At 46.8% G+C, this 24,821-nt stretch carries 28 protein-coding genes; 13 read left to right on the top strand and 15 right to left on the bottom strand.

The features are described from left to right. Positions 1-38: 38 nt before the first annotated feature. Positions 39-587, bottom strand: coding sequence for a DUF2799 domain-containing protein (locus Q4Q54_RS10585; RefSeq protein ID WP_006083081.1), 549 nt, complete (start codon positions 585-587; stop codon positions 39-41). Between the two features lie 179 nt (positions 588-766). On the opposite strand from Q4Q54_RS10585, the gene Q4Q54_RS10590 reads away from it, so the two are divergent. Then, on the top strand, positions 767-1,084 hold the full coding sequence (locus tag Q4Q54_RS10590; RefSeq protein ID WP_311988421.1) for a hypothetical protein: 318 nt from the start codon (positions 767-769) through the stop codon (positions 1,082-1,084). Positions 1,085-1,419: 335 nt separating this feature from the next. Then, positions 1,420-2,280, top strand: coding sequence for a PA4780 family RIO1-like protein kinase (locus Q4Q54_RS10595; protein ID WP_006083079.1), 861 nt, complete (start codon positions 1,420-1,422; stop codon positions 2,278-2,280). A 782-nt stretch (positions 2,281-3,062) separates the two neighbouring features. Here the strand turns inward: Q4Q54_RS10595 and Q4Q54_RS10600 are convergent. Continuing rightward, the gene (locus tag Q4Q54_RS10600; RefSeq protein WP_006083078.1) at positions 3,063-3,296 is read right to left on the bottom strand and encodes a transposase; all 234 of its coding nucleotides are present in this window, start codon (positions 3,294-3,296) and stop codon (positions 3,063-3,065) included. Positions 3,297-4,232: 936 nt separating this feature from the next. Between Q4Q54_RS10600 and Q4Q54_RS10605 the strand changes: the two genes are divergently transcribed. After that, complete coding sequence (locus Q4Q54_RS10605) at positions 4,233-4,922, top strand: OmpA family protein (protein WP_311988487.1); 690 nt, start codon at positions 4,233-4,235, stop codon at positions 4,920-4,922. Between the two features lie 265 nt (positions 4,923-5,187). Beyond that, positions 5,188-6,024, top strand: coding sequence for a molybdate ABC transporter substrate-binding protein (locus Q4Q54_RS10610; RefSeq protein ID WP_311988422.1), 837 nt, complete (start codon positions 5,188-5,190; stop codon positions 6,022-6,024). 79 nt (positions 6,025-6,103) lie between these two features. On the opposite strand, the gene mgtE is transcribed toward Q4Q54_RS10610, so the two are convergent. The 11 genes from mgtE to Q4Q54_RS10665 all read right to left on the bottom strand — a co-directional run bounded on the left by mgtE (position 6,104) and on the right by Q4Q54_RS10665 (position 14,635). Next, positions 6,104-7,468 (bottom strand): magnesium transporter, encoded by a 1,365-nt coding sequence (gene mgtE / locus Q4Q54_RS10615; protein WP_311988423.1) that lies wholly within the window; start codon positions 7,466-7,468, stop codon positions 6,104-6,106. A gap of 351 nt (positions 7,469-7,819) precedes the next feature. Continuing rightward, positions 7,820-8,095 (bottom strand): HPr family phosphocarrier protein, encoded by a 276-nt coding sequence (locus Q4Q54_RS10620; RefSeq protein ID WP_006083073.1) that lies wholly within the window; start codon positions 8,093-8,095, stop codon positions 7,820-7,822. Then, positions 8,082-8,936, bottom strand: a complete 855-nt coding sequence (gene rapZ / locus Q4Q54_RS10625) for an RNase adapter RapZ (RefSeq protein ID WP_006083072.1) — start codon at positions 8,934-8,936, stop codon at positions 8,082-8,084. The genes Q4Q54_RS10620 and rapZ overlap by 14 nt, the downstream gene beginning before the upstream one ends. Beyond that, positions 8,933-9,376: a PTS IIA-like nitrogen regulatory protein PtsN gene (ptsN, locus tag Q4Q54_RS10630; RefSeq protein WP_006083071.1), complete on the bottom strand. Its 444-nt coding sequence runs from the start codon at positions 9,374-9,376 to the stop codon at positions 8,933-8,935. Before ptsN ends, rapZ begins: the two co-directional genes overlap by 4 nt. Positions 9,377-9,378: 2 nt before the next feature. Continuing rightward, a complete protein-coding gene (gene hpf, locus Q4Q54_RS10635) occupies positions 9,379-9,666 on the bottom strand; it encodes a ribosome hibernation promoting factor (protein ID WP_006083070.1) in 288 nt (95 codons plus the stop codon). Between the two features lie 28 nt (positions 9,667-9,694). Next, a complete protein-coding gene (locus Q4Q54_RS10640; protein WP_006083069.1) occupies positions 9,695-11,173 on the bottom strand; it encodes an RNA polymerase factor sigma-54 in 1,479 nt (492 codons plus the stop codon). A gap of 107 nt (positions 11,174-11,280) precedes the next feature. Further along, positions 11,281-12,012, bottom strand: a complete 732-nt coding sequence (gene lptB / locus Q4Q54_RS10645; RefSeq protein ID WP_106649416.1) for an LPS export ABC transporter ATP-binding protein — start codon at positions 12,010-12,012, stop codon at positions 11,281-11,283. Continuing rightward, the gene (lptA, locus tag Q4Q54_RS10650; protein ID WP_311988424.1) at positions 12,009-12,563 is read right to left on the bottom strand and encodes a lipopolysaccharide transport periplasmic protein LptA; all 555 of its coding nucleotides are present in this window, start codon (positions 12,561-12,563) and stop codon (positions 12,009-12,011) included. The genes lptB and lptA overlap by 4 nt, the downstream gene beginning before the upstream one ends. After that, positions 12,550-13,110, bottom strand: a complete 561-nt coding sequence (lptC, locus tag Q4Q54_RS10655) for an LPS export ABC transporter periplasmic protein LptC (protein WP_220591973.1) — start codon at positions 13,108-13,110, stop codon at positions 12,550-12,552. Before lptC ends, lptA begins: the two co-directional genes overlap by 14 nt. Further along, complete coding sequence (gene kdsC / locus Q4Q54_RS10660; protein ID WP_028759542.1) at positions 13,107-13,658, bottom strand: 3-deoxy-manno-octulosonate-8-phosphatase KdsC; 552 nt, start codon at positions 13,656-13,658, stop codon at positions 13,107-13,109. The genes lptC and kdsC overlap by 4 nt, the downstream gene beginning before the upstream one ends. Beyond that, entirely contained in the window at positions 13,658-14,635 is a 978-nt protein-coding gene (locus Q4Q54_RS10665) for a KpsF/GutQ family sugar-phosphate isomerase (RefSeq protein ID WP_006086070.1), read from the bottom strand. Before Q4Q54_RS10665 ends, kdsC begins: the two co-directional genes overlap by 1 nt. Before the next feature lie 643 nt (positions 14,636-15,278). Here Q4Q54_RS10665 and mlaF point away from each other — a divergent pair. The 7 genes from mlaF to murA are packed head-to-tail and all read left to right on the top strand — an operon-like array spanning position 15,279 to position 19,910. Next, on the top strand, positions 15,279-16,097 hold the full coding sequence (gene mlaF / locus Q4Q54_RS10670; RefSeq protein ID WP_063882287.1) for a phospholipid ABC transporter ATP-binding protein MlaF: 819 nt from the start codon (positions 15,279-15,281) through the stop codon (positions 16,095-16,097). Continuing rightward, on the top strand, positions 16,094-16,879 hold the full coding sequence (gene mlaE, locus Q4Q54_RS10675) for a lipid asymmetry maintenance ABC transporter permease subunit MlaE (RefSeq protein WP_006083062.1): 786 nt from the start codon (positions 16,094-16,096) through the stop codon (positions 16,877-16,879). The genes mlaF and mlaE overlap by 4 nt, the downstream gene beginning before the upstream one ends. 56 nt (positions 16,880-16,935) lie before the next feature. After that, a complete protein-coding gene (gene mlaD, locus Q4Q54_RS10680; RefSeq protein ID WP_006083061.1) occupies positions 16,936-17,409 on the top strand; it encodes an outer membrane lipid asymmetry maintenance protein MlaD in 474 nt (157 codons plus the stop codon). 11 nt (positions 17,410-17,420) lie between these two features. After that, a complete protein-coding gene (locus tag Q4Q54_RS10685; RefSeq protein WP_311988425.1) occupies positions 17,421-18,083 on the top strand; it encodes an ABC transporter substrate-binding protein in 663 nt (220 codons plus the stop codon). Then, positions 18,080-18,364 (top strand): lipid asymmetry maintenance protein MlaB, encoded by a 285-nt coding sequence (locus Q4Q54_RS10690; protein WP_106649422.1) that lies wholly within the window; start codon positions 18,080-18,082, stop codon positions 18,362-18,364. Before Q4Q54_RS10685 ends, Q4Q54_RS10690 begins: the two co-directional genes overlap by 4 nt. 19 nt (positions 18,365-18,383) lie before the next feature. Continuing rightward, entirely contained in the window at positions 18,384-18,641 is a 258-nt protein-coding gene (locus tag Q4Q54_RS10695) for a BolA family protein (protein WP_006086065.1), read from the top strand. A 9-nt stretch (positions 18,642-18,650) separates the two neighbouring features. Continuing rightward, entirely contained in the window at positions 18,651-19,910 is a 1,260-nt protein-coding gene (gene murA, locus Q4Q54_RS10700; protein WP_106649424.1) for a UDP-N-acetylglucosamine 1-carboxyvinyltransferase, read from the top strand. Between the two features lie 103 nt (positions 19,911-20,013). Here the strand turns inward: murA and degS are convergent, their stop codons facing one another. After that, a complete protein-coding gene (gene degS, locus Q4Q54_RS10705) occupies positions 20,014-21,096 on the bottom strand; it encodes an outer membrane-stress sensor serine endopeptidase DegS (protein ID WP_006083056.1) in 1,083 nt (360 codons plus the stop codon). A gap of 115 nt (positions 21,097-21,211) precedes the next feature. Further along, positions 21,212-22,564: a Do family serine endopeptidase DegQ gene (degQ, locus tag Q4Q54_RS10710; protein ID WP_107402643.1), complete on the bottom strand. Its 1,353-nt coding sequence runs from the start codon at positions 22,562-22,564 to the stop codon at positions 21,212-21,214. A 413-nt stretch (positions 22,565-22,977) separates the two neighbouring features. On the opposite strand from degQ, the gene zapE reads away from it, so the two are divergent. Both zapE and rplM read left to right on the top strand, forming a co-directional pair. After that, a complete protein-coding gene (zapE, locus tag Q4Q54_RS10715) occupies positions 22,978-24,090 on the top strand; it encodes a cell division protein ZapE (protein ID WP_107946540.1) in 1,113 nt (370 codons plus the stop codon). A gap of 290 nt (positions 24,091-24,380) precedes the next feature. Continuing rightward, on the top strand, positions 24,381-24,809 hold the full coding sequence (rplM, locus tag Q4Q54_RS10720) for a 50S ribosomal protein L13 (RefSeq protein WP_012088240.1): 429 nt from the start codon (positions 24,381-24,383) through the stop codon (positions 24,807-24,809). Positions 24,810-24,821 lie beyond the last annotated feature (12 nt).

Raw genomic sequence — 24,821 nt, forward strand, 5'->3', positions numbered from 1 at the left:
AACACTGAGTCCAATTGGGCTCAGTGTTTTTTTATGGCTTAGAATCTGAATTCGAAGCGCATATCGGGTCTGCGTAGGCGAGATCTTTCATCTAACAGTTGGTTCTTCTCATTGAGGAGGCTGTTTTTTTGTTTCAATAAGTCAGCCTTATCGGTGAGATTATTGATCTTGCCATCAAGACTACTTATCTCTCTATCTATGGTATTTAAGCGATCGGCTATTTCAGATAAGCGTTTGTTAGTCAGATATTGTTGATGGCCTTGATTATAACGTTCAACGAAGGCGTTATTGCTGCAAACCCCATAATAGCTTTCTCCCGCTAAGCCCACGCGGTAGCCATTTTCGGGAAGACAGTAACTGGCTAACCCTTGCTGGTATCCTTGTTTCCACTGTGCGGTATCGACACTGAGATTAAATTCTCGGCAATCTTTTTGATATTGATTCAATTGCCCTGCGCTCGTCCCACGGTTGCCATCGGCCAGCCCTAGGGCAAACCAATCACTATTGGCGCATTCTTCAATCGATAAGCTGCTGCATTGAGTGAGTGATAGGACCGAAAGGGCGAGGAAAAGGCTAGGATAATGCATGGACAAGTTCTCTATATGTTGTGGCGTTTAGGATAAAGGCTCTTATGGGGGAGATCTAGTTTTATATACCGCCGTTTATACTGTCATAGATGCGTTTTGTTGGGCAGAATCCATCACAGTTTAGTGGATGAATGCATGATAACAGGCTGATATTGTGTTAGTTTGCGATTAACACTTTAATGTCTGCTTTGGGGTTAGCTATGATTTCACCCGTTTCATCGGCGCATTCTGCTTCATTACCGACGGCCAAATCGGTTCATCAATCTAGTGATACGGCGGAGCCAAGTGGACTGAAATCTTTTACCTATGGCGCATTGGGCTTGGCGGCTCCCAAAGCTGAGCCCAGTTCCGATGTTGCTGCGATGAGCAAAACTGAGGCGCCTACTCCCGATGCAGTCCCTAATGACACTAACGATTCGAACGATACTTATTATAGCGCTGGGCAAATATTGAAAGCGGCGGCGACCGTGGGAAGTGTGATTGCCTTATTTGTGTGAGTTAAGTTTTTGCTAAATGTTAGCTAGGATACCTATTTGAGCGATCTTGAATTTGAATGTTCGCTGTAGGAGAGTGGCAGTGGTTTTACCTCTTGCTTTATATCGATAGGCGGAAAAGAATATTCTTTTAGTTTAAGCTTCATTTTCAGTCTCTTTCTTTGCCAAAGTCCTCAGTAAATCTGGTATTGTGTTTAACACGCAAGTGCATTAGTTTTTACTTAAAATTCGTTTAACAATCCTGAACTATATTCATCAAACTTCCGCTGGAGACCGCTTTTGTATGAAGATTTGCCCGCAGTATTCCATATCATGCCTAAGTAAGGTATAAGGGCGCTATGAAAACTCCGAAACGAATCCAACCCCTGGTTGATGAAGGACTGGTCGATGAGGTCATTAGCCAGTTAATGAGCGGTAAAGAAGCCACTGTGTACGTTGTACGCAGTGGTGATGATATCCGCTGTGCCAAAGTCTATAAAGAAGCGGACAAGCGCAGTTTTAAGCAAGCTGTGTTGTATCAAGAAGGCCGAAAAGTCCGCAACAGCCGTCGTGCACGTGCGATGGAGAAAGGCTCTAAATTTGGTCGCGATCAGCAGGAAGAAGCTTGGCAAAATGCCGAGGTTGAAGCGCTTTATCGTTTAGCGAATGCGGGTGTGCGCGTGCCAACGCCCTATGGTTGTTTTGATGGCGTGTTGCTGATGGAGTTAGTGACGGATGCCGAGGGCAATGTCGCACCGAGATTGAACGATGTGAGTATGTCGGCAGAAAAAGCCCTGAACGATCATGCGTTGGTGATGACCTATGTCAAACGTATGCTCTGTGCAGGTTTAGTGCACGGTGACTTGTCTGAGTTTAACGTGTTAGTCGATAGTGAAGGGCCAGTGATTATCGACTTGCCTCAGGCCGTCGATGCCGCGGCGAATAACCATGCCAAATGGATGTTAGCGCGTGATGTGAATAACATGACCCAATACTATGGCTTGTATGCTCCTGAGCTGTTGAAAACACAATATGCCAAAGAGATTTGGGCCCTGTTTGAAGCGGGTGAATTGAAGCCTGAAACGCCATTAACCGGTGAGTTTACCGAAGTGTTGGTCGAAGCCGATGTCAGTGCCGTGTTAGAGGAAATTCAAGCGGCCTTTGAAGAGGCGCAAGAGCGTAAACAAAGGATCCAAGAGGCAAACGAAGAAGACTATTAATTGTCAGTCGTTTTTCGCCCATAAAAAAGACGCTCAAAGTAGCGTCTTTTTTATGCTAAAAATTAAGTGTCACTATTATTTTTATTGTTGATTTTATTACTGATTTTATTACTGATTTTATTACTGATTTTATTATTGTTATTTAATTTTTGGCGTTAGCCAACCCTTGGCTTAATCTCCGATTGGAGCTGGGTCCATCCTTGTTGCTATAAACAAGCTAGCAATCATCGAACAGTGTAATAAAAGGACAAGAGCTGAGAGAGAAATATGTTCATGACTTGGGGGAGCACAATTCACATATTTAATCTTTGGGGAAGACAACTCCCTCAATCCTTGCCGAAACCTTGGTAACTCTTCAGTCAATCTATAAAACAGCACTCTAAATCACAGCCTTCCTTGGCGCGCCACACTCGTTATAGCGCTGGATCATCATTGATCCTGTGAATAAAATGACAAGACCAGAGAGAGAAATATGTTCATGACTTGGGGGAGCACAGTTCACATATTTGATCTTGGGGGAGATAACTCCCTCCCCAGTCTTGCCGAAACTTTTGCATTGTCTCTGTTCGTTTCGTTTGTCGGTTTTAATACTATTTCCCAATCTTCGCTGGGTTCATCAATTTGGACGACAAGGCCGGACTAAAAAGGGCGCTGTTATTATTGTTGTTAGCACATCTTTTACATCGTTAGCGTTATCAGCAGGGCGATATGCAATCTCGTCCGGCCTTGTCTATTCGGGCACGTTTAACTTGTTGTACAGGCACTCAATTGCCATGCAGCGCTTAACCTATGGTGCGTAGCTCGTTATTGAGCTGTTTAATCCTTTTCTGCAGTTGGGCAATCTCGCTCATTAATGCGCATTCTCTTTGCTGGGGTTGCAGATCGCTTTCCCGCACCCATTGGTAAACTGCCTTGGCAGATAAACCGTATTGACGTGCAACATCCGACAGTAAGCGACCTTGCACTTTAACCTCGGTGATAACATGTAGCTTGAGACTATTTTCTGCGATTCCCATGAGCGTTCCCTCTTTTACTGCTTTCGAACTAAAATATGACCGTTTGCGTTGCCTTTTATTGATGATATTGACGCTGTTCTAAATCCCATTGGCTCAGACCTAGGTGGCGCAGACAAATCCATTCGTGGCGACATAGTGCGATAAAGTTCATGACTGTTTTCATATTTCCTCCTTCATGACCCTAAATACTCGAGTTTATTTTCTGTCTCGATAGGTCCATTTAATTTGGATTAATCCTGTTGAAGTCGACTTGAGTTTTCGGCGATTTATACCGCGTCTGACTGTCTACTCACTTAGTAGTATGTAAAATTCGTGCCAATATTCTAATTTTTATTTTAATGTTTAAAATCATTATCTTGTATGTTGGATTAAAACGGCGTGATTTTTTAGTGCTGCCAAAAAAGGTGCAAGGCGCACTATTTCGGTGCCATCGGCTTGATATGGAGCAGGGCGGTCTAAGTCAAGATTGAAGCCCTAAATCTGTATCTTTGCTGACTAAAATCTGGATTAGCAGAATTGAATATGGATAAAGGATTGTCTCGAGCGCAATTGCCTATATACCCAAGCTACCTGAAGATACGAGTTTCAGAGCGCCTAGGGTGCTTCAATTCAAGGCGCATCAATGACAGAATGTCGGCCACCTTTTGAATTGATGCAACACGGAAGTGGAGTGCCCTAGGCGCTCCGTCCCGGCGGGTTTTAACGCACTTTATGCCGTGTTGGTTATTTTTAACTTAGTCCACTAGGTCCGCAAATAACCGCACTTGCCTAAAGTGCGTTAAACTCCCGCTGAATCCTGCATCTTCAGGTAATTTGGGTATATACTGCCTGCCTTGTGGCAATCCCTAGGTCATTCGTATTACTTAGTGTGAAGTGATATTTCTTGCCCTTTGAGCGGTATTCACAGTCATCAATCATATAAAGAGGTTATAAATGATGAAGTGTTTTCAGGCAGTGCAATCTAAACCATCCCTGTTAGCCATAGTGGTATTGACGACCGCGCTAGTTGCATCGGGTTGTACAACAATCAATCCCTATTCAAACGAACAACAAACCGCTAAAGCGACCAGTGGTGCATTGATTGGTGCCGTCGCAGGGGCTGCCATTGGCGTAGTCTCTTCGAGCAAAAGCGACCGCGGTAAAGGTGCCTTAATTGGTGCTGCATCAGGCGCTGCAGTCGGTGGTGGTATTGGTTATTACATGGATGTGCAAGAGACCAAATTACGCCAACAACTCGCCTCAACGGGCGTGAGTGTGACCCGTAGCGGCGATAACATCATTTTGAATATGCCAAATGAAGTCACCTTCGGCGTAGATCAAACCGAGTTAAGCGACGGCGCTAAACGCGTGCTGAACTCAGTGGCGGTTGTGGCCAAGGAATACAGCAAAACACAGCTTAACGTATTAGGTTATACCGATAGCAGTGGCTCAGACTCTTACAATTTACGTCTGTCACAAGTACGTGCGGGTGAAGTGGGTAATTACTTGATGAGCAAAGGCGTCGCCTCTGCCCGTGTAAAATCAAAAGGCATGGGGGAAGCGAGTCCTATCGCATCAAATGCAAATGCAAACGGCCGCGCACAAAACCGCCGTGTTGAGATTGTACTAATACCAACGGGTAAATAGTCTGGTCTAAGCACAAAGTTCTCGCTGAAAAAGTCGCCTGGGGCGACTTTTTTGTTTTCAGTGGTGGGCTAATTGAGTGATTAGCTTGCCGTGCTTCAATTAGACAATTTGTCCTTTATGAAGCGCACCTTGAGTGACCTGCAGCACAAACATATCACTGCTAATGACCTTGGGATGACTTCAGCTTGATCCCTTTATCGATTTCACGTTCTGTATGGGGATAAGTCACAAGAATGACTTTTAGTGCCTAAAGGAGAATATGACTATGATAAGCAAAAATGTGTTAGTAGCCTTGAGTTTAAGTCCTGTCATCATGGTGACAGCTGTACAAGGAGTGCCGATGAAAGCCGAACTGACCACAGGAGTCGCGCCGATAGAACTGCGCGCCGCAGGCAGTTTAAAGGCTGCGATGAGTGATATTATTGCTGCTTATCAAGCACAGTCGCAAATGAGTGTTGTAGCGCAATATGCGCCCTCAGGTTTATTGTTAAAACGCATTCAAGAGGGCGAGAAAGTCGATATCTTTGCCTCGGCGAATATGAAACATCCACAGGCATTAGTGGATTCAGGTCAGGGCGAAGCAGTGCAAATGTTTGCCCTTAATCAACTCTGCGCCATTGCTCAAGACACAGTTCAGGTGACGAGTGCGACGTTACTCGATACCTTGTTAGATCCTAAGATTAAAGTCGGTACCTCAACCCCGAAAGCCGACCCCGCGGGTGATTATGCCTGGGCCGTTTTTGCTAAGGCCGAAGCGGTAAAACCCAATGCGAAAGCCGCGTTAGAGACCAAGGCATTACAACTGACGGGCGGCCCTGAGAGCGTTAAACCGCCTAAAGATCGCAACCCCTATGGCTGGGTGATGGAAAACAAGCAAGCGGATATCTTTTTAACCTATTGCACTAATGCTGTGCTGGCTAAAAAAGAAGTGCCGAGTTTACAAATCATCGACTTACCGCAGGAACTTGCCGTGGGTGCCGACTATGGTTTACTGGTTTTACAAGGCGCTAATACTGCCGCTAAGCCGTTAGCTGAGTTTATTCTATCGACAAAAGGCCAAGCGATTCTGAGCAGTTATGGTTTTCAACCTCCGGCAAAATAGCCTTCTTTAGTTTTCCAGCGGGATAAAAAACGGCACCTTTGAGGTGCCGTTTTTGTTATTAGCTCAAACGGTTAAAGCGTTAGTTCATCAGGTAGAGCGTCGCTAACCCGAGGAAGGCGAACAGGCCAACCACGTCAGTGACTGTAGTGAGCACCATACCGCCAGCGAGGGCAGGATCGATTTTAAGTCTTTTTAAAATCAATGGAATACTCGCACCTGCAAGCCCTGCTACTGTCATGTTGATCAGCATGGCGCTACCAATTAAGCCCGCCAGTGCCATATCATCCTTCCATAGCCACACGGCGACAAAGACTAAAATCGACCACATCAAACCATTGAGAAAACCAATCGATAGCTCTTTACCGATAAGCCAGCGGGCGTTGCTTTGGCCGATATGGCCTAAAGCAATACCGCGGATCACGAGCGCTAAGGTCTGATTACCGGCAACACCGCCCATGCTAGGGACAATCGTCATTAGGATGGCGATAGTGGCAAATTGCTCAATAGTGCCTTCAAACATATTGCTGACCGACGATGCGAGCAGGGCGGCAAATAAGTTTATAGTGAGCCAGAGTGAGCGACGTAGGGTACTTTTTAGCACAGGACCAAAGGTATCTTCATCTCCGTCCATCCCCGCCATACCCATCATGGAATGTTCAGCATCTTCGCGGATAACATCGACTACGTCATCGATTGTGATACGTCCGAGCAGCTTACCATCACTGTCGACGACAGGTGCCGATACCCAGTCATTGCGTTCGAATTTCTGCGCGACTTCGCTGTCGGACATGCTCACAGGAATACTTTGAATATTGGGATCCATTATATTGCGAATTGTGGTGCTTGGCGCGCAAGTCAGTAGATCTGCCAGCCTGACACCGCCGAGCACTTTGTCCTGTTTATCGACGACATATAAGGTATCTGTGGTGTCTGGCAGGTTGCCCCTTTGGCGAAGATAGCGCAGCACCACATCGATATTCACATCGGGTCTTAGAGTAACGGTATCTGTGTTCATCAAGCTGCCGGCGGTCTCATCGGGATAGGATAAGGCCTGTTCTACCCGCTGGCGGTTTTGTTCTGTCATCGACTGCAGCACTTGCTTGTAAACGGCATCGGGAAGACTACGTAGAATATAGGCCAGATCGTCGGTGTCCATACTCGCCGTCGCTTTCGCAACTCGCTCAGGACTCATGCTGCGGATCAGCGGATCTTTGAGTTCCTCGCTTAACTCGTCGAGTATGTCGCCTATTTGTTCTTGATCGATAAGCTGCCACAGCACTTGTCTGGCGCTGGGTGGTGAGGATTCTAAGATCAGCGCGATATCTGAGGCGGCCATTTTTTGCAGCATGTTACGCACGTGTACAAACATGCCACTGCTAAGCGCTTGGTTTAACTGGTCGAGACTATGTCCGGTGTGAGCGTTTTCTGAATTATCAACGGGCATTTGTCCTCCATGGTTGTCCGCCACTGTGCGGCAAATTGGTTCGAGAGTGCGCTGCTTGGCGCAGGGCTAGACTTAGCGGTGACTTCACGATAGTTATGCTTCAGTCACAGATAGAGAGCTCTGGCATAGATCATGCGTTTTACGCATAGATTAAGGCGGCTAAGACTAAGGTGAGTCAGCGGTAATGCTCGCTAGTGTAATCGCCTATGGTTCGTGTCGTCGAGCGACAAATGTGTCGCCCTGTTGAATGGCAAGCTTTTGAAACGAGATGTGAACTGCACAAATCAGCAGTGCTAAATGTGAGGTGTACTAATCTGAGTGCCTGTGTGGAACGCTGAGTATGAAATCAAACTAACAGGCTTCGTCAAACTTAGCGTCGATTAAGGCACAAATGGCATCCAAAGCGGGTTCAGCATCTGGGCCTTCGGCGATAAGTTTAATGGTTTTACCCATGCCAGTCTCAAGCATCAATAAGCCGAGTACGCTGGCTGCGGATGCCTGTTTATCGCCTTGTATTAAGGTGATGGTCGCATCAAACTCGGATGCCAGTACCACCAACTTAGTGGCGGCACGGGCATGCAATCCCAGTTTGTTACAGATGGTGATCTGACGTTCAAGCTTTGGCATTATTCAGCTCTCGATGGCGGGCATAAACTTTATGTTTACCGTTACTAAAGCGTTTAGCCAATTGCTCTGCGACGTAAACCGATCTGTGTTGTCCACCGGTGCAGCCAATCGCCACAGTTAAATAACTGCGATTGTTGCGTTCGAGATGCGGCAGCCAAGTTTCCAGTAAATTCTCGATTTGCCAGATGAACTTATTCACGAGTGGTTGACGATTTAAGAACTCAGCCACGGGTTCATCTAAGCCTGTCAATGGACGCAGCGCCAGTTCCCAGTGTGGGTTAGGCAGGAAGCGTACATCGAACATAAAGTCGGCTTCGGTTGGCATACCGTGCTTAAAGCCAAAGGACTCGAAGTTGATCACTAACTCTTTATCGACGCTGCCGAGCAGAATTTGTCTGACTTGGTCGCTTAAATCATAGATATTCAGGTTCGACGTATCTATGTAGTGATCGACCAGTTTTGACATAGGCTCGAGCAGCTTCCCTTCCAGTTTTATCGCTTCTTGCAAAGAGACTTGGCTCTTCGACAAAGGGTGCAAACGGCGGGTTTCGCTGTAACGCTTGAGCAGAATTTTATCGCTGGAATTGAGGAAGAAGCTGGTTAACTCAGTATCAGGAGGCAGGCTCGCGAGTTGCTTCACTAAGACCTTGTCCTGCTCAGGCATGTTACGCACGTCGACACTGATGGCGACGAGATCGTTACTGCCTTTGAGTTGCTCAAGCAAAGTGCCGATTAAGGGCAAGGGAAGGTTATCGACACAATAATAGCCGAGATCTTCGAGTACCCTTAGGGCGACAGATTTGCCTGAGCCTGAGCGGCCCGACACTATGACCAGTTTCATCCAGTGATTACCTGATAGAGTTCCGTTTCATCATGCGTCTTGCGTAATTGCTTTAATATTTGCTTGTCGCTCAGCTTTTCGGCCATGCAAGACAAGGTACTTAAGTGCTGCTGACATTGGTCTGCAGGCACCAGTAGTGCAAATAAAATATCAACAGGTTGCTTATCGATAGCATCGAATGCTATCGGCTCTTCACACTTAATGAGTATGGCAATGGGCTGATCTATATCGGCTAGTCGACCATGTGGAATGGCGATGCCGTTACCTATACCTGTGCTCCCCATCTTTTCGCGCGCCACTAGGCTTTCGAATATCTCTTGAGATGAGAGGGTCGGGTACTGGGCAGCGACTAAGTCGCTGATGAGTTCCAGTACCTTTTTCTTGCTGCCCGGAGTGGCGCAGGTAGTGCACTCCGGCCGCAGTATGGTACAAAGTTCCATTATTAGTGTTTTGTTAACTTCTCTTTGTGTTTAATAACCTGACGATCAAGCTTGTCAATCAGGGCGTCTATAGCGGCATACATGTCAGCATGCTCTGAAGTAGCAAAAACTTCACCACCGATAAGATTTATTCTCGCTTCGGCAATCTGTTGCATTTTTTCGACATTGAGCACAACGTGCACATTATTGATCTGTTCGAAATGGCGTTCAAGTTTTGAAAACTTTTCTTCTACATATGCGCGTAACGATTCGGTAATTTCGACATGGTGTCCACTCAGGTTTATTTGCATAGAAACGTCCTCCGATATCCACTGTAGGTTATAAACTTTTACGCTGATTAGAAGGCGGAATGAGCATAGCCTCTCGGTACTTCGCAATGGTTCTGCGGGCTACGTTGATCCCTTGTTCTGCCAGAAGTTGCGCCATCTTACTGTCGCTCAATGGTTTTTTCTGGTTTTCCGCTGCAACCAGTTTCTTAATGAAGGCTCTGATTGCTGTGGATGAGCACTCCCCACCATCGTCAGTACCGACGTGGCTAGAGAAGAAGTATTTTAGTTCAAAAAGTCCCTTAGGGGTATGCATGTATTTCTGGGTAGTCACCCGTGAGATGGTCGACTCATGCATTTCTACCGCTTCGGCAATATCGTTCAGCACCATAGGTTTCATGGCTTCTTCACCGTATTCAAAGAAACCTTGCTGATATTGGACGATACAGTTCGCCACCTTCAACAGGGTATCATTACGGCTCTCTAAACTCTTGATAAACCATTTAGCCTCTTGTAGATGGCCACGAATAAATTGGCTATCGGCTTGGCTTTTAGTGCTGCGCGCCATCGAGGCATAATGTTGGTTTACATTGATTTTTGGCATGCAGTCAGGATTAAGCTCAACCACCCAGCGACCATTTTTCTTCGACACTGACACATCCGGGATGACGTATTCGTCATCGTTGGGCGTAATCAATAAACCTGGGCGGGGATTGAGGGTTTGGATAAGCGCGATGCCGTCCCTTAACTCATCCTCTTTTAATTTAGTCTTACGCATCAACAGCCTAAAGTCGCGGGCGGCGATCAGATCTAAATGATCTTTGATCAACATGCGGGCGTTTTCTAGGTTGGGCGTGTCAGCGGCGAAATGCGACAGTTGGATCAACAGGCACTCGCTTAAATCGCGGGCGGCAACACCAATGGGATCAAAATGTTGAATGCGCTTGAGTACGGCTTCGACTTCGTCGAGCTCGACCTCCGAATTGCCCATGGCTTCGAGGATTTCGTCAGTACTTTGGGTGAGATAGCCTTGATCGTCGATGGCATCAATAATGGCGGTGGCAATGGCTAAATCGGTTTCAGAAAACGGCGTGAGGTTTTTTTGCCATTCTAAGTGTTCATACAAGCCTTCACTGGTCTCACCTTGGAAGGGCATATCGTCTTCACGACTGCCGCCGGGGCCAGAATTGGGGGAGGCGGTAAACACTTCATCCCAAGTGGTGTCCATGGGCAGTTCGTCGGGCATGGACTCTTTCGTGAGCGACTCTGCCGTATCTATGGTGGAGCTGTCTTTCTCTGGCGGCAGAGTGCTCGATTCACTGAAATCCGTATCGGAAAGCGTTTGGTTTACAGGGTCTTTAGTGGCGTCGAATTGATCCTCTTCCAGCTCGAGAAGGGGATTAGAATCTAAGGCTTGCTGGATCTCTTGCTGCAGTTCTAATGACGACAGTTGCAACAGACGAATGGCCTGTTGTAATTGTGGCGTCATGGTTAACTGTTGACCCAGTTTGAGCTGGAGTGACGCTTTCATGTTACCGCTGATCCCTACGTTATTATTGTTGGATGAGGTCGCTTGTTATCATCTTGAGTGGAGCCCAATGCTGGCACAAATTGCCTCCATTGGCTCCGCTTGATTAACTATAGCCTGAATTGTTCACCTAAGTACACAGCCCTAACTTGCTGATTGTCTAAGATCTCTGCAGGTGTTCCTTCGGCAATCAGGTTTCCGTGACTCACAATATAGGCATGTTCACACACATCTAATGTCTCGCGAACATTATGGTCGGTGATCAACACGCCAAGGCCACGACTTTTGAGCTGTTCGATAATCTTTTTGATGTCGATAACCGAAATCGGATCGACACCAGCAAAGGGTTCATCGAGCAAAATGAACTTAGGATTTGCTGCTAACGCCCGTGCAATTTCGACACGGCGACGTTCGCCACCCGACAATGACATGCCTTGGCTGTCACGGATGTGGGTGATGTGGAATTCTTCGAGCAGATGCTCGAGTTGTTCTTCCCTTTGCTCTTTTTTTAATTCTTTGCGCGTTTGCAGTACGGCCATGATGTTGTCATGGACGGTCAGCTTACGGAAGATACTGGCTTCCTGCGGCAAGTAACCTATGCCTTTGCGGGCGCGCAGGTGCATAGGATCTGCGGTTAAATCATCATCGTCGATAAAGATGTGGCCTTTATCGCTTTTAACCAGACCGACGACCATGTAAAAGGTGGTGGTTTTACCCGCGCCGTTCGGGCCGAGCAGTCCAACAACTTGACCTGTCTTTACCGTTAGACTGACGTCTTTAACCACTTGGCGACTCTTATAACTCTTTGCCAGATTTTGTGCTCTTAGGGTGATTTGGGTCATTTAGAGTCCTGCTTTTTCACAGGTTTATCCGCTGGCGCGTCTGGTTTGGCATCATCTTGATAGCTTTCAGGCTGAATAATAGTGATCACGCGATCGTCACCACTACCTGTGCTCTCAGCAATCAATTTTTGCTGGATAATGTTATAGCGGATCAAATTACCCGTCACTTGGCTACCCGCTTGATCTAACGAAGCTTGGCCTTTCAGTGTCAGGGTACGGCTTGCCATATCGTAACGAATTTCTTTCGCGCTCGCCGAGGCTGGACGGCCATCGTCTAACACTTGGCTGTAAGTTGCGGGGTTACCAGTGGCCACTAAAATTTTGCTATTTTCACCTTCGGCAGAAAATGCACGCAGTTCATTTGCTTGGATTTTTATCGAGCCTTGGGTAACTTCCACCGGACCAAAGAAGATGATCTGGTTGTTCTTGATATCTGCCGTTTGGCTCACTGCTTTGATTTTAACTTCCTGCTTTAGGTCGTCGACTTTAGCAAAGGCGCTCATGCTCATTATTAGCATTAGGCTGGCAAGTAATACGTTATTTTGCTTCATATGTTCCTACTACCTGACTGGTCAATTTCACTTCTTGCGCGTTGAGGTCGGCATAAAGGCCTTGGCCTTGAATATTAAAATCTTTCCCTGTGACGTAAATGGTACGGTCAGAGGTCATTATCATAGTATTGAGATCGAGTTCCAGATAACTGGTGGACAAGGTCTGGATCGGTTCTTCTGCGCTAATGGCATCAATAATAACATTGTTTTCGAGTACAACCTTGCCCGTTTCCTTGTTTAGCTTGCCCTGATCTGCACTGAGTTGCCATTGTGCTTTACCTTGGTCTGGATAAACAAGATAAACAGGTTGAGTAAAGTAAGTTTGATTCGTTGAATCATAATGTTCCATGTGTTTCGCCGTCACACGGCTATTGACTAGCCCTTGTTCATTGAACTCAACACTGCGCAGATCTTCAATGATGAAATCTGGGGTATTTTGATCTTTAACTCTATTATCGGTATCACCGCTGTGTTTGTTCTGCACTTGCCAATACAGCACTAATGCAGTTCCAAAAAAAGCAATAATCGCGAGTGTCACACGACTCATATACTCATTCCATGGGCCGAAGTGAATTTATTTTGACTGAGTAGCAACAGATCTGTGAGTTCACGCAGTGCACCGTGGCCACCATTGAGCGTAGTGACAAAGTGGGCGTGCTGACGCACATAGGGATGACCATCGGCTACGCTGACTGCTAAACCGACGACATTCATCACGGGTAAATCGACAATATCATCACCGATATACGCCACTTCTTCTGGGGTAACACCATAGAGTGCGAGCAATGCTTCATAGGGCTCGAACTTATTATCTACGCCTTGGTAAATATGGGTAACTCCAAGGGCTGTCATACGGTTTTCAACGATTTTGGATTGACGTCCAGTGATAACGGCGAGATTAAAACCGCTGGTGAGTAGCGAGCGCACGCCATAGCCGTCGCGGGTGTGGAAGGCTTTTAGCTCTTCGCCGCTATTGCTTAAGTAGATACGGCCGTCGGAAAACACTCCATCGACGTCACAAATCAACAGTTTAATCTTTTGCGCGCGTTGCCACACATCATCACTGATTGGGCCGTAAAATCCTTGCTGTGGCATTAAATGACTCCTGCTTTAACCATGTCTAGCATGTTAAGAGCGCCGATAGGATGGCGGTCTTTATCGATAACAATTAATCCGTTGATGTTTTTTGAGTCCATCACTTGCAGCGCTTGGGCGGCCAACACACCGTCTGTGATGGTCACGCAGTTACGGGTCATCACATCGGCGATGGGCGTTGTACGCAGATTTACTTCGGCATCGATAACGCGGCGTAAATCACCATCGGTGAAGATACCAACCAGCTTGCGCTGATCATCGATAATCGCGGTCATGCCTAAGCCTTTCTTAGAGATTTCGTACAGGGCTTCTGTGATGCAAATATCGTGGTTAACGAGCGGTAAGTCATCACCGCTATGCATGACATCGCAGACTTTTAACAATAACTTACGCCCTAAAGCACCGCCAGGATGGGACATAGCAAAGTCATCACGGGTAAAGCCTTTTGCTTGTAGTAGCGCAATGGCAATCGCATCGCCCATCACTAAGGTCGCTGTGGTACTCGACGTTGGGGCAAGTCCAAGTGGGCAAGCCTCTTCGGGTACTTCAATACATAAATGCACTTTAGATAAGCGCGCCATGTTCGATTCGGGTTTACCTGTTACCGCAATAACGGGTACGCCCATACGTTGGATGACGGGCATTAAGGTGAGGATTTCGCTCGACTCACCGGAATTTGAAATCGCTAAAATCACATCGTTATCGGCTAATACACCGAGATCACCGTGGCTGGCTTCACCCGGATGCACAAAAAATGCGGGCGTTCCTGTGCTGGCGAGGGTGGCAGAAATCTTATTGCCGATATGGCCCGACTTGCCCATGCCCATGACAATCACTTTGCCTGTGCAGTTGAGGATCAACTCGCAAGCTTCTGCAAATTCAGCCGAATCAACATATTGATAAAGATTGTCTAGGGCTGACTTTTCAATGTCGATAACTTTACAGCCCCATTGGCGCAGTTGTGATTTGTCTACCATGTCTATCTCTCTTTTTGCATTGTCTTTGTCGCCCCATGATGGGATTGGAATAGCACAATTTGGTACGCGATAAAGATGATATGTAATAGGCTTTCTGCCAAGTTTTAGTTTGTTTTCAGACGATTTAGCTTATGTCTCGTTGTGGTGAGTTTCCTAAAACAACAAAACAATTGCGGCAGGCTAGAGTGATTGATCTGACTCGTCAAGTTCAGCTGCGGCAGCTATGCATGCACAATAACCCAGTTTAGCAACTGAAGGCCTTGAGCAATATCATCGTCTTTGTCGTTTATTTCAATGGATTTATCCCGTATCGCTGTGGGTATTCCTCACGGGATGCCTCGATTTCACACTCGTGTATCGACTTATCACACCTTAAAAGTGGACGAAGAGCGAGCTAAGTGCGAATGAATTAGCCAATATTGCCAATTATGCAACTAGGTTGAAAACATTAAGTAACATTTTACCTATGCAGAGTGAAAACTTAGGGCGCATTTTCGCTGTAAATGAGGCAAATTGAAAGTATCACTGGGCGATAGTGTCGATTCGGTTGTAGGTTAAAGCGCAATTACGTACAATTTGCGGCTCTTCGATTGGTCAGTCTAGGAAGACTAGGATCACCTCTTTGCAAATGTCGGAATCAAGCATGACTCAAGAACAAACGCCGTTGGTTGAGATCCGTAATTTGGGGTTTAGCCGCGGTCAGCGTGTGATATATGAAGATATTAGCCTGTCCATTCCAAGGGGCAAGGTGACGGCGATCATGGGGCCGAGCGGCATAGGCAAAACGACCCTGTTAAAGTTGATCGGCGGCCAATTAACGCCTGACCACGGGCAAGTGTTATTCGACGGTCACGATATCCATGGCGTGAGTCGCAATGAATTATTTAGCCTGCGTAAGCGGATGAGCATGCTGTTTCAAAGTGGCGCGCTATTTACCGACATTAATGTGTTCGATAACGTGGCGTTTGCGCTGCGCGAACATTCTGGTCTGCCAGAAGACATTATTCGCACTATCGTGCTGATGAAGCTTGAAGCCGTAGGCTTGCGTGGCGCCGCCCAGATGATGCCAAGTGAGTTATCCGGTGGTATGCAACGCCGCGCAGCATTGGCCAGAGCCATAGCGCTTGAGCCTGAAATGGTGATGTACGATGAGCCTTTTGCCGGCCAAGATCCAATCTCTATGGGCGTGTTAGTGAAGCTTATTCGTGAGTTATCGGATGCGCTCAATTTGACCTCCATCGTAGTGTCCCACGATGTGGATGAAGTCCTCGGCATTGCCGATTATGTGTATGTGGTGGCCGACAAAAAAGTCATTGCCCACGGTACGCCAGAAGAATTGAAATACGCCGACAATCCACAGCTTAAACAGTTTATTCAAGGCGCGCCCGATGGCCCTGTGCCGTTCCATTATCCGGCGAATGATTACCAACAAGAATTGATGGCAAAAGGAGTTGGCAAGTGAAGTTAATAGACAGTATTGCCGACTTAGGCCGCAGCGCGATTGAGTTAGTGCTCGGTTTTGGCCGCGCAGGGCTCATGTTGTGGGGGGCGATTTTTCGCTGGCCACGGGTGCGCAAAGGTTTTCCATTATTAGTGCGCCAGATTTATGTGGTCGGCGTGCAATCTATGGTGATTATTTTAGTCTCAGGGCTTTTTATCGGCATGGTGTTGGCACTGCAAGGCTATAACATCTTAGTTGGTTTTGGCACCGAAGAAAGCTTAGGCCCTATGGTGGCGCTCAGTTTACTGCGTGAGTTAGGGCCCGTGGTTACCGCACTTTTGTTTGCGGGACGTGCGGGTTCTGCCTTAACCGCTGAAATTGGTTTGATGAAGAGTACTGAGCAGCTCTCGAGTTTAGAGATGATGGCTATCGACCCATTAAGGCAGATTATTGCACCGCGCTTTTGGGCGGGGGTGATCAGTATGCCATTGCTGGCGTTAATGTTTACCGCTGTGGGTATTTACGGTGGTCACATAGTCGGCGTGGAATGGAAAGGAATCGACAGCGGGGCGTTTTGGTCGATTCTGCAGGCGTCGGTCGAATGGCGTCAGGACATAGTTAACTGCTTGATCAAGAGTGGTGTGTTTGCCGTAGTGGTGACTTGGATTGCGTTATATCGCGGTTATCAAGTGATCCCAAATCCGGAAGGCATCAGCCGTGCAACGACTCAGACTGTGGTTCAGTCGAGCCTCGCTGTATTGGCATTAGATTTTTTACTGACAGCCCTGATGTTTGGCCGCTAACGGAACACTGCGGATTTCGACACAGGTAAGATGGATTAACAGAGTGGTAGCTGAACATGTTGACACGAAAAATTGAATTATTAGTGGGTGTGTTTCTTTTAACGGGATTGGCCGCTTTTTTGGTCTTAGTCTTTAACGTCGCCAATATTGAAGTGAAAAGCAGCGATAGCACTTATACCATAAAAGCCAATTTCACCAATATTGGTGGCTTGAAGGTACGTTCGCCCGTTAAGGTCGGCGGTGTTGTGGTTGGCCGCGTCAGTGGCATTGATTTAGATCCCGTTAAGTTAGTGGCTGTGGTCACCTTAGTGATGGATAAACGTTACGATAAATTCCCAGAAACCAGTAGTTTAGCAATTTTAACTTCGGGTTTATTGGGCGAGCAATTCTTAGGGTTAACACCGGGTTTTGTCGACGATGATGTCAGTATGCTCAAAGATGGTGACAAGATTGATGACACACGCTCGGCATTAGTGTTGGAGGAACTGATTGGTCAGTTCTTATATAGTATGGGTTCGAAGGATAAATAGGGGTTACCGCTATGTTTAAAAACTTATCTCGTTTTTTACTGCCTTTAGTGATGGTTTTAGGGACAACGAGCGCTGTCGCCGCCGATGTGGTGGTCGACACTATGGACCCGTATGCCATGGTCAAAGCCGTTGCCAATAAAACCTTCGATCGTTTTCATAAAGATAAAGCGTTAATCGATGCTGACTCAGATCATTTAAAGGTGATCGTTCGTGAAGAGCTGATGCCTTATGTCGATTATAAATACGCTTCTTACAAAGTCTTAGGCCAGTATCTTAAGGATTCAACTGAAGATCAGCGTAATCGTTTCGTCGATGCCTTTGAAGGTTATTTAGTGTCGACTTATGCCCAAGCTTTTACTGAATACACCAATCAAAAAGTGGAATTTTCACCTGGGGTTGATTTCAGCAAAGAGAAAATGGTGGATGTGAACGTGCAGATCATCGAAGCCGGTCGTCCGCCAATTAAACTGTTGTTTAAGGCTCGCCGTTTGAAAGATGACTCATGGAAGGCATTTGATTTAGTCGCCGAAGGTGTGAGCCTACTGTCTTCTAAGCAATCTGAAATCTCGAATCTAATTCGCCAGCAGGGTATCGATCCTGTGATTAAGATGCTTGAAGATCGCACCAAAGAAAAAGTGGTCATGAAGGCTAAATCAGGGAAGTCACAGTCGTGATTGAATTTGTGCAACAGGGCACAGTTTGCCATCTCAAAGGGCGCATAACCCAAGCCGATGTCATTACACTTTGGCCGCAGCGGCAACAACTGCTGAGCGAGTCAACCCAGATATTGTCTTTGTCTGGGCTCGAATACAGTGATAGCGCTGGCATGGCATTTTTGCTGGCGTTAGTGCGTGAACATGGCAGCCAACTTGAATTACGTTCTGCCTCACCACAACTTAAAAAACTCATCGATTTATATGATTTACATGCCTTCTTTACCGAAGAAGTGCATTGATAATAGGGTAATAGATTTCATGGAATGCAGCTTAATCGAACAGATTTTACGTGATGCGTTAGGGCTTGAAGAAGTTCACGCTAGCTCAGATGGTAGCCATTATAAAGTGATCGCAGTAGGCGAATGCTTCGATGGTATGAGCCGAGTCAAACAGCAACAAGCCATTTATGCACCGTTGACGGCACACATTGCCAGCGGTGAATTACATGCATTAACGATCAAAACTTTCACGCCGACTCAATGGAAACGCGAAAAAGTTTTCAACATGCCTAGCTAGTGAGGAAAAGTGGATAAACTAACAATTCAGGCAAGCCCCCCGCTTGCCGGTGATGTGATTATTTCGGGTGCGAAAAATGCGGCTCTGCCTATTCTGATGGCAGGCGTATTAGCCGAAACCGATTTTGTGGTTTCTAACGTGCCGAATCTTCGCGATGTGAGTACGAGCTGTAAATTATTACGCTGCCTTGGTGCTGAAGTGACTGAGCTTGGCGACGGACAGATCCGCATTTCAACCACGAATCTAAATGAGTTTTGCGCTCCCTACGATCTAGTGAAAACCATGCGCGCTTCTATCTTGATCTTAGGGCCGTTATTGGCGCGTTATGGTACCGCAGATGTGTCATTGCCTGGCGGCTGTGCCATTGGCGCAAGACCAGTTAACTTACACTTACATGGCCTCGAAATGATGGGTGCCAAGATTGAAGTGAAAGAAGGCTATATTAAAGCCCGTGTTGATGGACGTCTTAAGGGCGCACACATTTTCATGGACATGGTGAGTGTTGGCGCCACCGAAAACTTACTGATGGCGGCAGCGTTGGCCGATGGCGAAACCGTGATTGAAAATGCGGCCCGTGAACCTGAAGTGATCGATCTCGCTAATTGCTTAATTGCCATGGGCGCAAAAATCACCGGCGTAGGCAGTGCAACCTTGCGTATTCAAGGGGTTGAGCGTTTACAGGGCTGTCATTACCGCGTGATGCCAGACCGTATCGAAACCGGTTCATTTTTGGTGGCCGCTGCGGTAACCCGTGGTCGCATCCGTTGCTTAAAAGCCGATCCTGCGTCATTAGAGTCGGTTATCGCAAAACTTGAAGATGCGGGTGCTAAGATCACTACAGGTGAAGATTGGATTGAGCTTGATATGCAGGGTAAACGTCCGAAGGCGGTCAATATCAAGACGGCACCTTATCCTGGTTTTCCAACGGATATGCAGGCGCAGTTCTGTGTGCTTAATGCCTTAGCGCAAGGCACGGCAACGATTACCGAGACCATCTTCGAAAACCGTTTTATGCACGTACCAGAGCTTATTCGTATGGGTGCAACCATGGAGCTTGAAGGTAATACCTGCATCATCCAAGGGATTGAATCCTTAAGTGGTGCGCAGGTGATGGCGACGGATTTACGCGCGTCAGCGAGTCTAGTGATTGCGGGTTTAGTGGCCGATGGTAAGACGATTGTCGATCGTATCTATCACTTAGACCGTGGTTACGAGCACATTGAGAATAAGTTCCAAGGTTTAGGCGCGCAGGTTGTGCGTACTCAGTAATGAGCTATTGAGCTAGGCCTGAGAGATTAAAATCTCGACCCATTAAAAAACCAGCTTAAAAGCTGGTTTTTTGTTCTCTGCGTACGCAATGATGGGTGCCGCTCTAGTTATCGACCACAACCTTTTCATCGATAATAACGGGCAACTCCTGTTGTTTCCCTTGGCGTATCACAGTCATCATCACTTTCTTACCCGGTGTGGTTTCAGCGATGCGATCCATCAGCATTTCAACGCCTGGCACATCTTCACCATCGTATTTAATAATCACATCCCTTGGCATTAAGAGGGCTCGCGCCGCAGGGCCATTAGGATCGACACCTGTAACGAGCACACCTTTTAGGTCGGGTAGATTAAGGATCTGCGCCACCACAGGGTTAATTGGCTCGCCAGAAATCCCTAAGGCACCACGGATCACGCGGCCATTCTTAATCAACTTGCCCATAATGCTGTGGGCCAATTTAATCGGGATAGCGAAGTTAATCCCATGGCCGCCGCCTTCTTCACCCACTTGGAATGCTGCGGTATTAATACCAATAAGGCTGCCGTTGGTGTCAATCAGTGCGCCGCCCGAGTTACCGGCATTAATCGCCGCGTCGGTTTGTAAGAAGTCTAAGTAACCTGAACTTAAGCCGTTACGACCCGTGGCACTGATGATACCTTGGGTAATGGTTTGGCCCAAATTGTAGGGATTACCAATGGCGAGTACGACATCACCAACTTGAGGCGGACTGTCGAGGTTAACGGGGACAATCGGTAAGTTATCGCCTTCAATCTTGAGTACCGATAAATCGGTTTCTGGATCGAAGCCAACCACTTCAGAGGTAAATTTGCGTCCATCTTGCAGGGCGACAACAATTTCGTCGGCCTTTTTAATGACATGATAATTCGTAAGAATATAGCCTTCTTTGCTCATTATCACCCCAGAACCTAGGCCCTGTAGCGAACCCGAGTTAAGTGGGCGGTTCTGATCTATGCTGAGGCTATAAATGTTAACAACGGCAGGGGCTGCGCGGCGGACCGCCTTGGCAAAGGAGAGCTCGACTGTGTTGTTGGCTCGGGTTTGTAGCAGACTATTACCGAGGGACTGGTTATCGAAATAACGGGTTACCAATAAAAACATGGCCGCCATGATAAGACCAAAAAGGGTGGCTTTACCGAGATATAATAGTGTGTCTTTTATCGTCATGGCAGGATGGATCTTGAAAAAGGTGAGTTAGATTAACATGTTTAATCTATGTAAGCATAGGGAACCTAAGCTCCCTATGCTTATGTGTGGCAGAAAAAATGGCCTATTTAGTCGATTAACGTAGGACTAAATACAACATGCTCTTATCACGCATGATCTTCAGTGCCACCGCACCTTCTTGATCTTTTAGTTGTGCTTTAAGTGCCTTAAGATCTTTAATTGCAGTACGGTTAATACCGACAATCACATCTCCTTTTTGTAAGCCACTCATTGCCGCAGGTGAACCTTGGGCGACATCGGTGATTTCAATGCCCTTAGATGAGTTTTCTAAGGATGCACCTTGCAACATAGGATGCACGGCGCCCGCCGCAGATTCACTGGTTTGGCTTGCTTCACCTAAGGTCACCTTAACGGTTTTCTTATCGCCGTCACGGATGAGTCCTAGCTCAACCTTAGCACCCGCGCCCATAGTGGCGACTTTGGCACGCAGTTCTTGGAAGGACTTAATGCCACGGCCATCGACGCTGATAATGATATCACCCGCTTTAATACCGGCTTTCTCGGCGGCACTGTCTTTAGCGACTTCATTCACGAAGCCGCCGTGCTGGGTGTCTAAACCAAAGCCTTGGGCGAGTTGGCTATCAAGATCGCGTCCCGAAATCCCCAGTACTCCGCGGCGTACTTCACCGTGTTCGGCAATTTGTGCGACCAAGTTTTTCACCATATTGGCAGGGATCGCAAAGCCGATACCAACGTTACCACCGCCTGGTGCTACTATTGCGGTGTTAATCCCAATCAATTCCCCGTTTAAGTTAACGAGTGCACCACCCGAGTTACCACTGTTAATGGCGGCATCGGTTTGAATAAAGTTTTCCAGCATTTCTATGCCTAAACCGCTACGGCCTAAAGCACTGACAATACCTGAAGTCACGGTTTGCCCTAAACCGAAGGGGTTACCAATGGCAACGGCAAAGTCACCAACACGCAAGTCGTCAGAGTCTGATGACTTGATTGCGATAAGATTTTTTGCCTCAATTTGCAGCAATGCAATATCAGACTCTGAGTCAGTACCAATGAGTTTGGCTTTTACTTCACGACCGTCATGTAGACCAACTTGAATATCATCAGCACCGTCAATCACGTGGTTGTTAGTGACTATGTAGCCTTTTTCGGCATCAATAATAACGCCTGAGCCTAAGCCTCTAAAAGGACGTTCCTGCACTTGCTCCTGCGGCGCATTGGGGCCAAAGAAGTAACGGAAAACATCAGGTACTCTTTGTTTTGAAACATGAGTACCCGTAACGGCTACGGACACAACAGCAGGTGTCGTACGCTCAAGCATGGGCGCAAGACTTGGAATGGATTGTCCCTCAACCGTCTGTGGAATGGCGGCCTGTGAGACGACAGGCATCATAGTCAGGGTCGCGGCTAACATTGCGGCTGAAAGTACAGATAATTTTGTTTTCATCTATTCATAACTCCAAATAAGGGTTGAGCGATCTGGATGTAATGCATCAGCTATTGTGCGAGTGCCAGATCAAATCTGTATCGGTACCGGCTATTTGCCTAGGTAACCATTCGGACACGCACCTAATTGAAAAAGTTCATCATATTAACAAATGTTAATTTTTTTGAGCCTATTTTATCGGCTGTTTCATGCTCGTTGCTGAGTGGAAAACTGTGGGCAAGATACGCATTTTTCAAGCCCTGAAAACAACAAGTCTTGCCGATTAAAATGACCTACAGCATAGAGGTTTATTCGTCGTTTGTATGCTGTTTAACCTTGAGGCAAAAGTCGTATTCTGCATTAATATATCCTGCGTCACATTGGCCGTGCTAATATCGTTGCAGTTTTAGTAAAGGACATAAGAGAATTAAAAAGTGCCTCAGTTAAGCCCTTGGCAGCATTATCAAAAAGATCTTACCCGTGACGGTTTTTCCCATGATCCGGCCCAAGAAATTGCCGTCAAAGCATTACAACGTGTCTATGAAGACTTAACGGCGGCGGAAGAGCCGACTTCTGTCGTGGGGAAATTGTTTAGTGCATTAGGCTTAAAATCGGCGCCGGCTTCACCTAAGGGCCTGTATCTTTGGGGCGGTGTGGGTCGCGGTAAAACCTATCTGATGGATACTTTTTTTGATGCCTTGCCTGGCGATCAAAAGCTGCGGGCTCACTTCCATCGTTTTATGCATCAGCTACATTTAGATTTAGATGAGCTGAAAGGCGTGCGCGATCCCTTGCTGGTGATTGCGAAAAAGATGGCCGCGAAATATCGCGTTATCTGCTTCGATGAATTCTTTGTCTCAGATATTACTGATGCCATGTTGTTAGGCACGCTGTTTCAAGCACTATTTAAAGAAGGCGTTGTGCTGGTTGCTACATCTAACATTATCCCCGATGACTTATATAAAAATGGCTTACAGCGCGCACGTTTCTTACCTGCGATAGCCCTAATTAATCAACATTGTGAAGTGCTCAATGTGGATTCTGGCATCGATTATCGACTACGTACCCTTGAGCAAGCGGAGATTTATCATCATCCTTTAGACGCACAAGCCGATGCCAATCTTATGCGTTATTTTAGCCAGTTAGCGCCTGAGTCAGAGGTGCTTACCGCCGACATCGAAATCGAAGGTCGTAGCATCAGTATTCGTCAGCAGGCGCAGGGCGTATTGTTGGCCGATTTTAGAGCGCTCTGTGATGGACCGCGAAGTCAGCGTGACTACATGGAATTGGCGCGGATTTACCATACTGTGCTGGTCAGCGGCATTGAGCAAATGGGCGCATTTTTGACCGGCGATGATATCGCCAGACGATTTTTAGCTATGGTTGATGAGTTTTACGAGCGCAATGTAAAGCTTATCGTATCGGCCCAAGTGCCACTCGAAGATATCTACGCCGATGGCTTGCTTAACTTCGAATTTAGACGTTGTCGCTCGCGTCTTATTGAGATGCAATCCCACGATTATTTGAAAACAGAGCACCTGCCTTAACCCTGCGGCGCAAGAGTTTTGCTTTAACTCCCGTGTTAAATCGCCAGTGGCTTGTTAATCCTTAGGATGACAAGCCAGATTGGTCGATATTTTATAATTTTTATCAAAATATCAGGTGATTTTTAACTCAGCTTTGTCTATACTCCGCCACCTGCCCACGTTACTCCGCCAATTGGGCGGAAGTTGTAAGCCGAAGTCAGTGCTCGAAGGGGTACTAAAAGGCAATTTTGTGTTGTTTGCAAATGCAGGCAGCATGTGAGACAGAAAATTAACTTTGGGTTTTTGTAATAATGAAGACTTTTACTGCTACACCAGAAACCGTAACTCGTGACTGGTTCGTCGTTGATGCAGACGGCAAAACTTTAGGTCGTATCGCTACTGAAATCGCTATCCGTTTACGCGGTAAGCATAAGCCAGAATACACTCCACACGTTGATACCGGTGATTACATCATCGTTGTTAATGCTGAAAAAGTGACTGTTACTGGTAACAAAGCGAAAGGCAAAACGTACTACTCGCATTCAGGCTTCCCTGGTGGCATTAAGCAAATCAGCTTTGAAAAGCTGCAAGCGCAAAAGCCAGAAATGATCATCGAGAAAGCAGTTAAGGGTATGTTACCAAAAGGTCCTCTGGGCCGTGCCATGTTCCGTAAACTGAAAGTTTACGCTGGCGCAGAACATAACCACACTGCACAACAACCTCAAGTTCTTGATATCTAAACGGGATTAAGC

The organism is Shewanella sp. SP2S2-4 (genome assembly GCF_031932025.1).
In the GTDB taxonomy this organism is placed as follows: Bacteria; Pseudomonadota; Gammaproteobacteria; order Enterobacterales; family Shewanellaceae; genus Shewanella; species Shewanella baltica.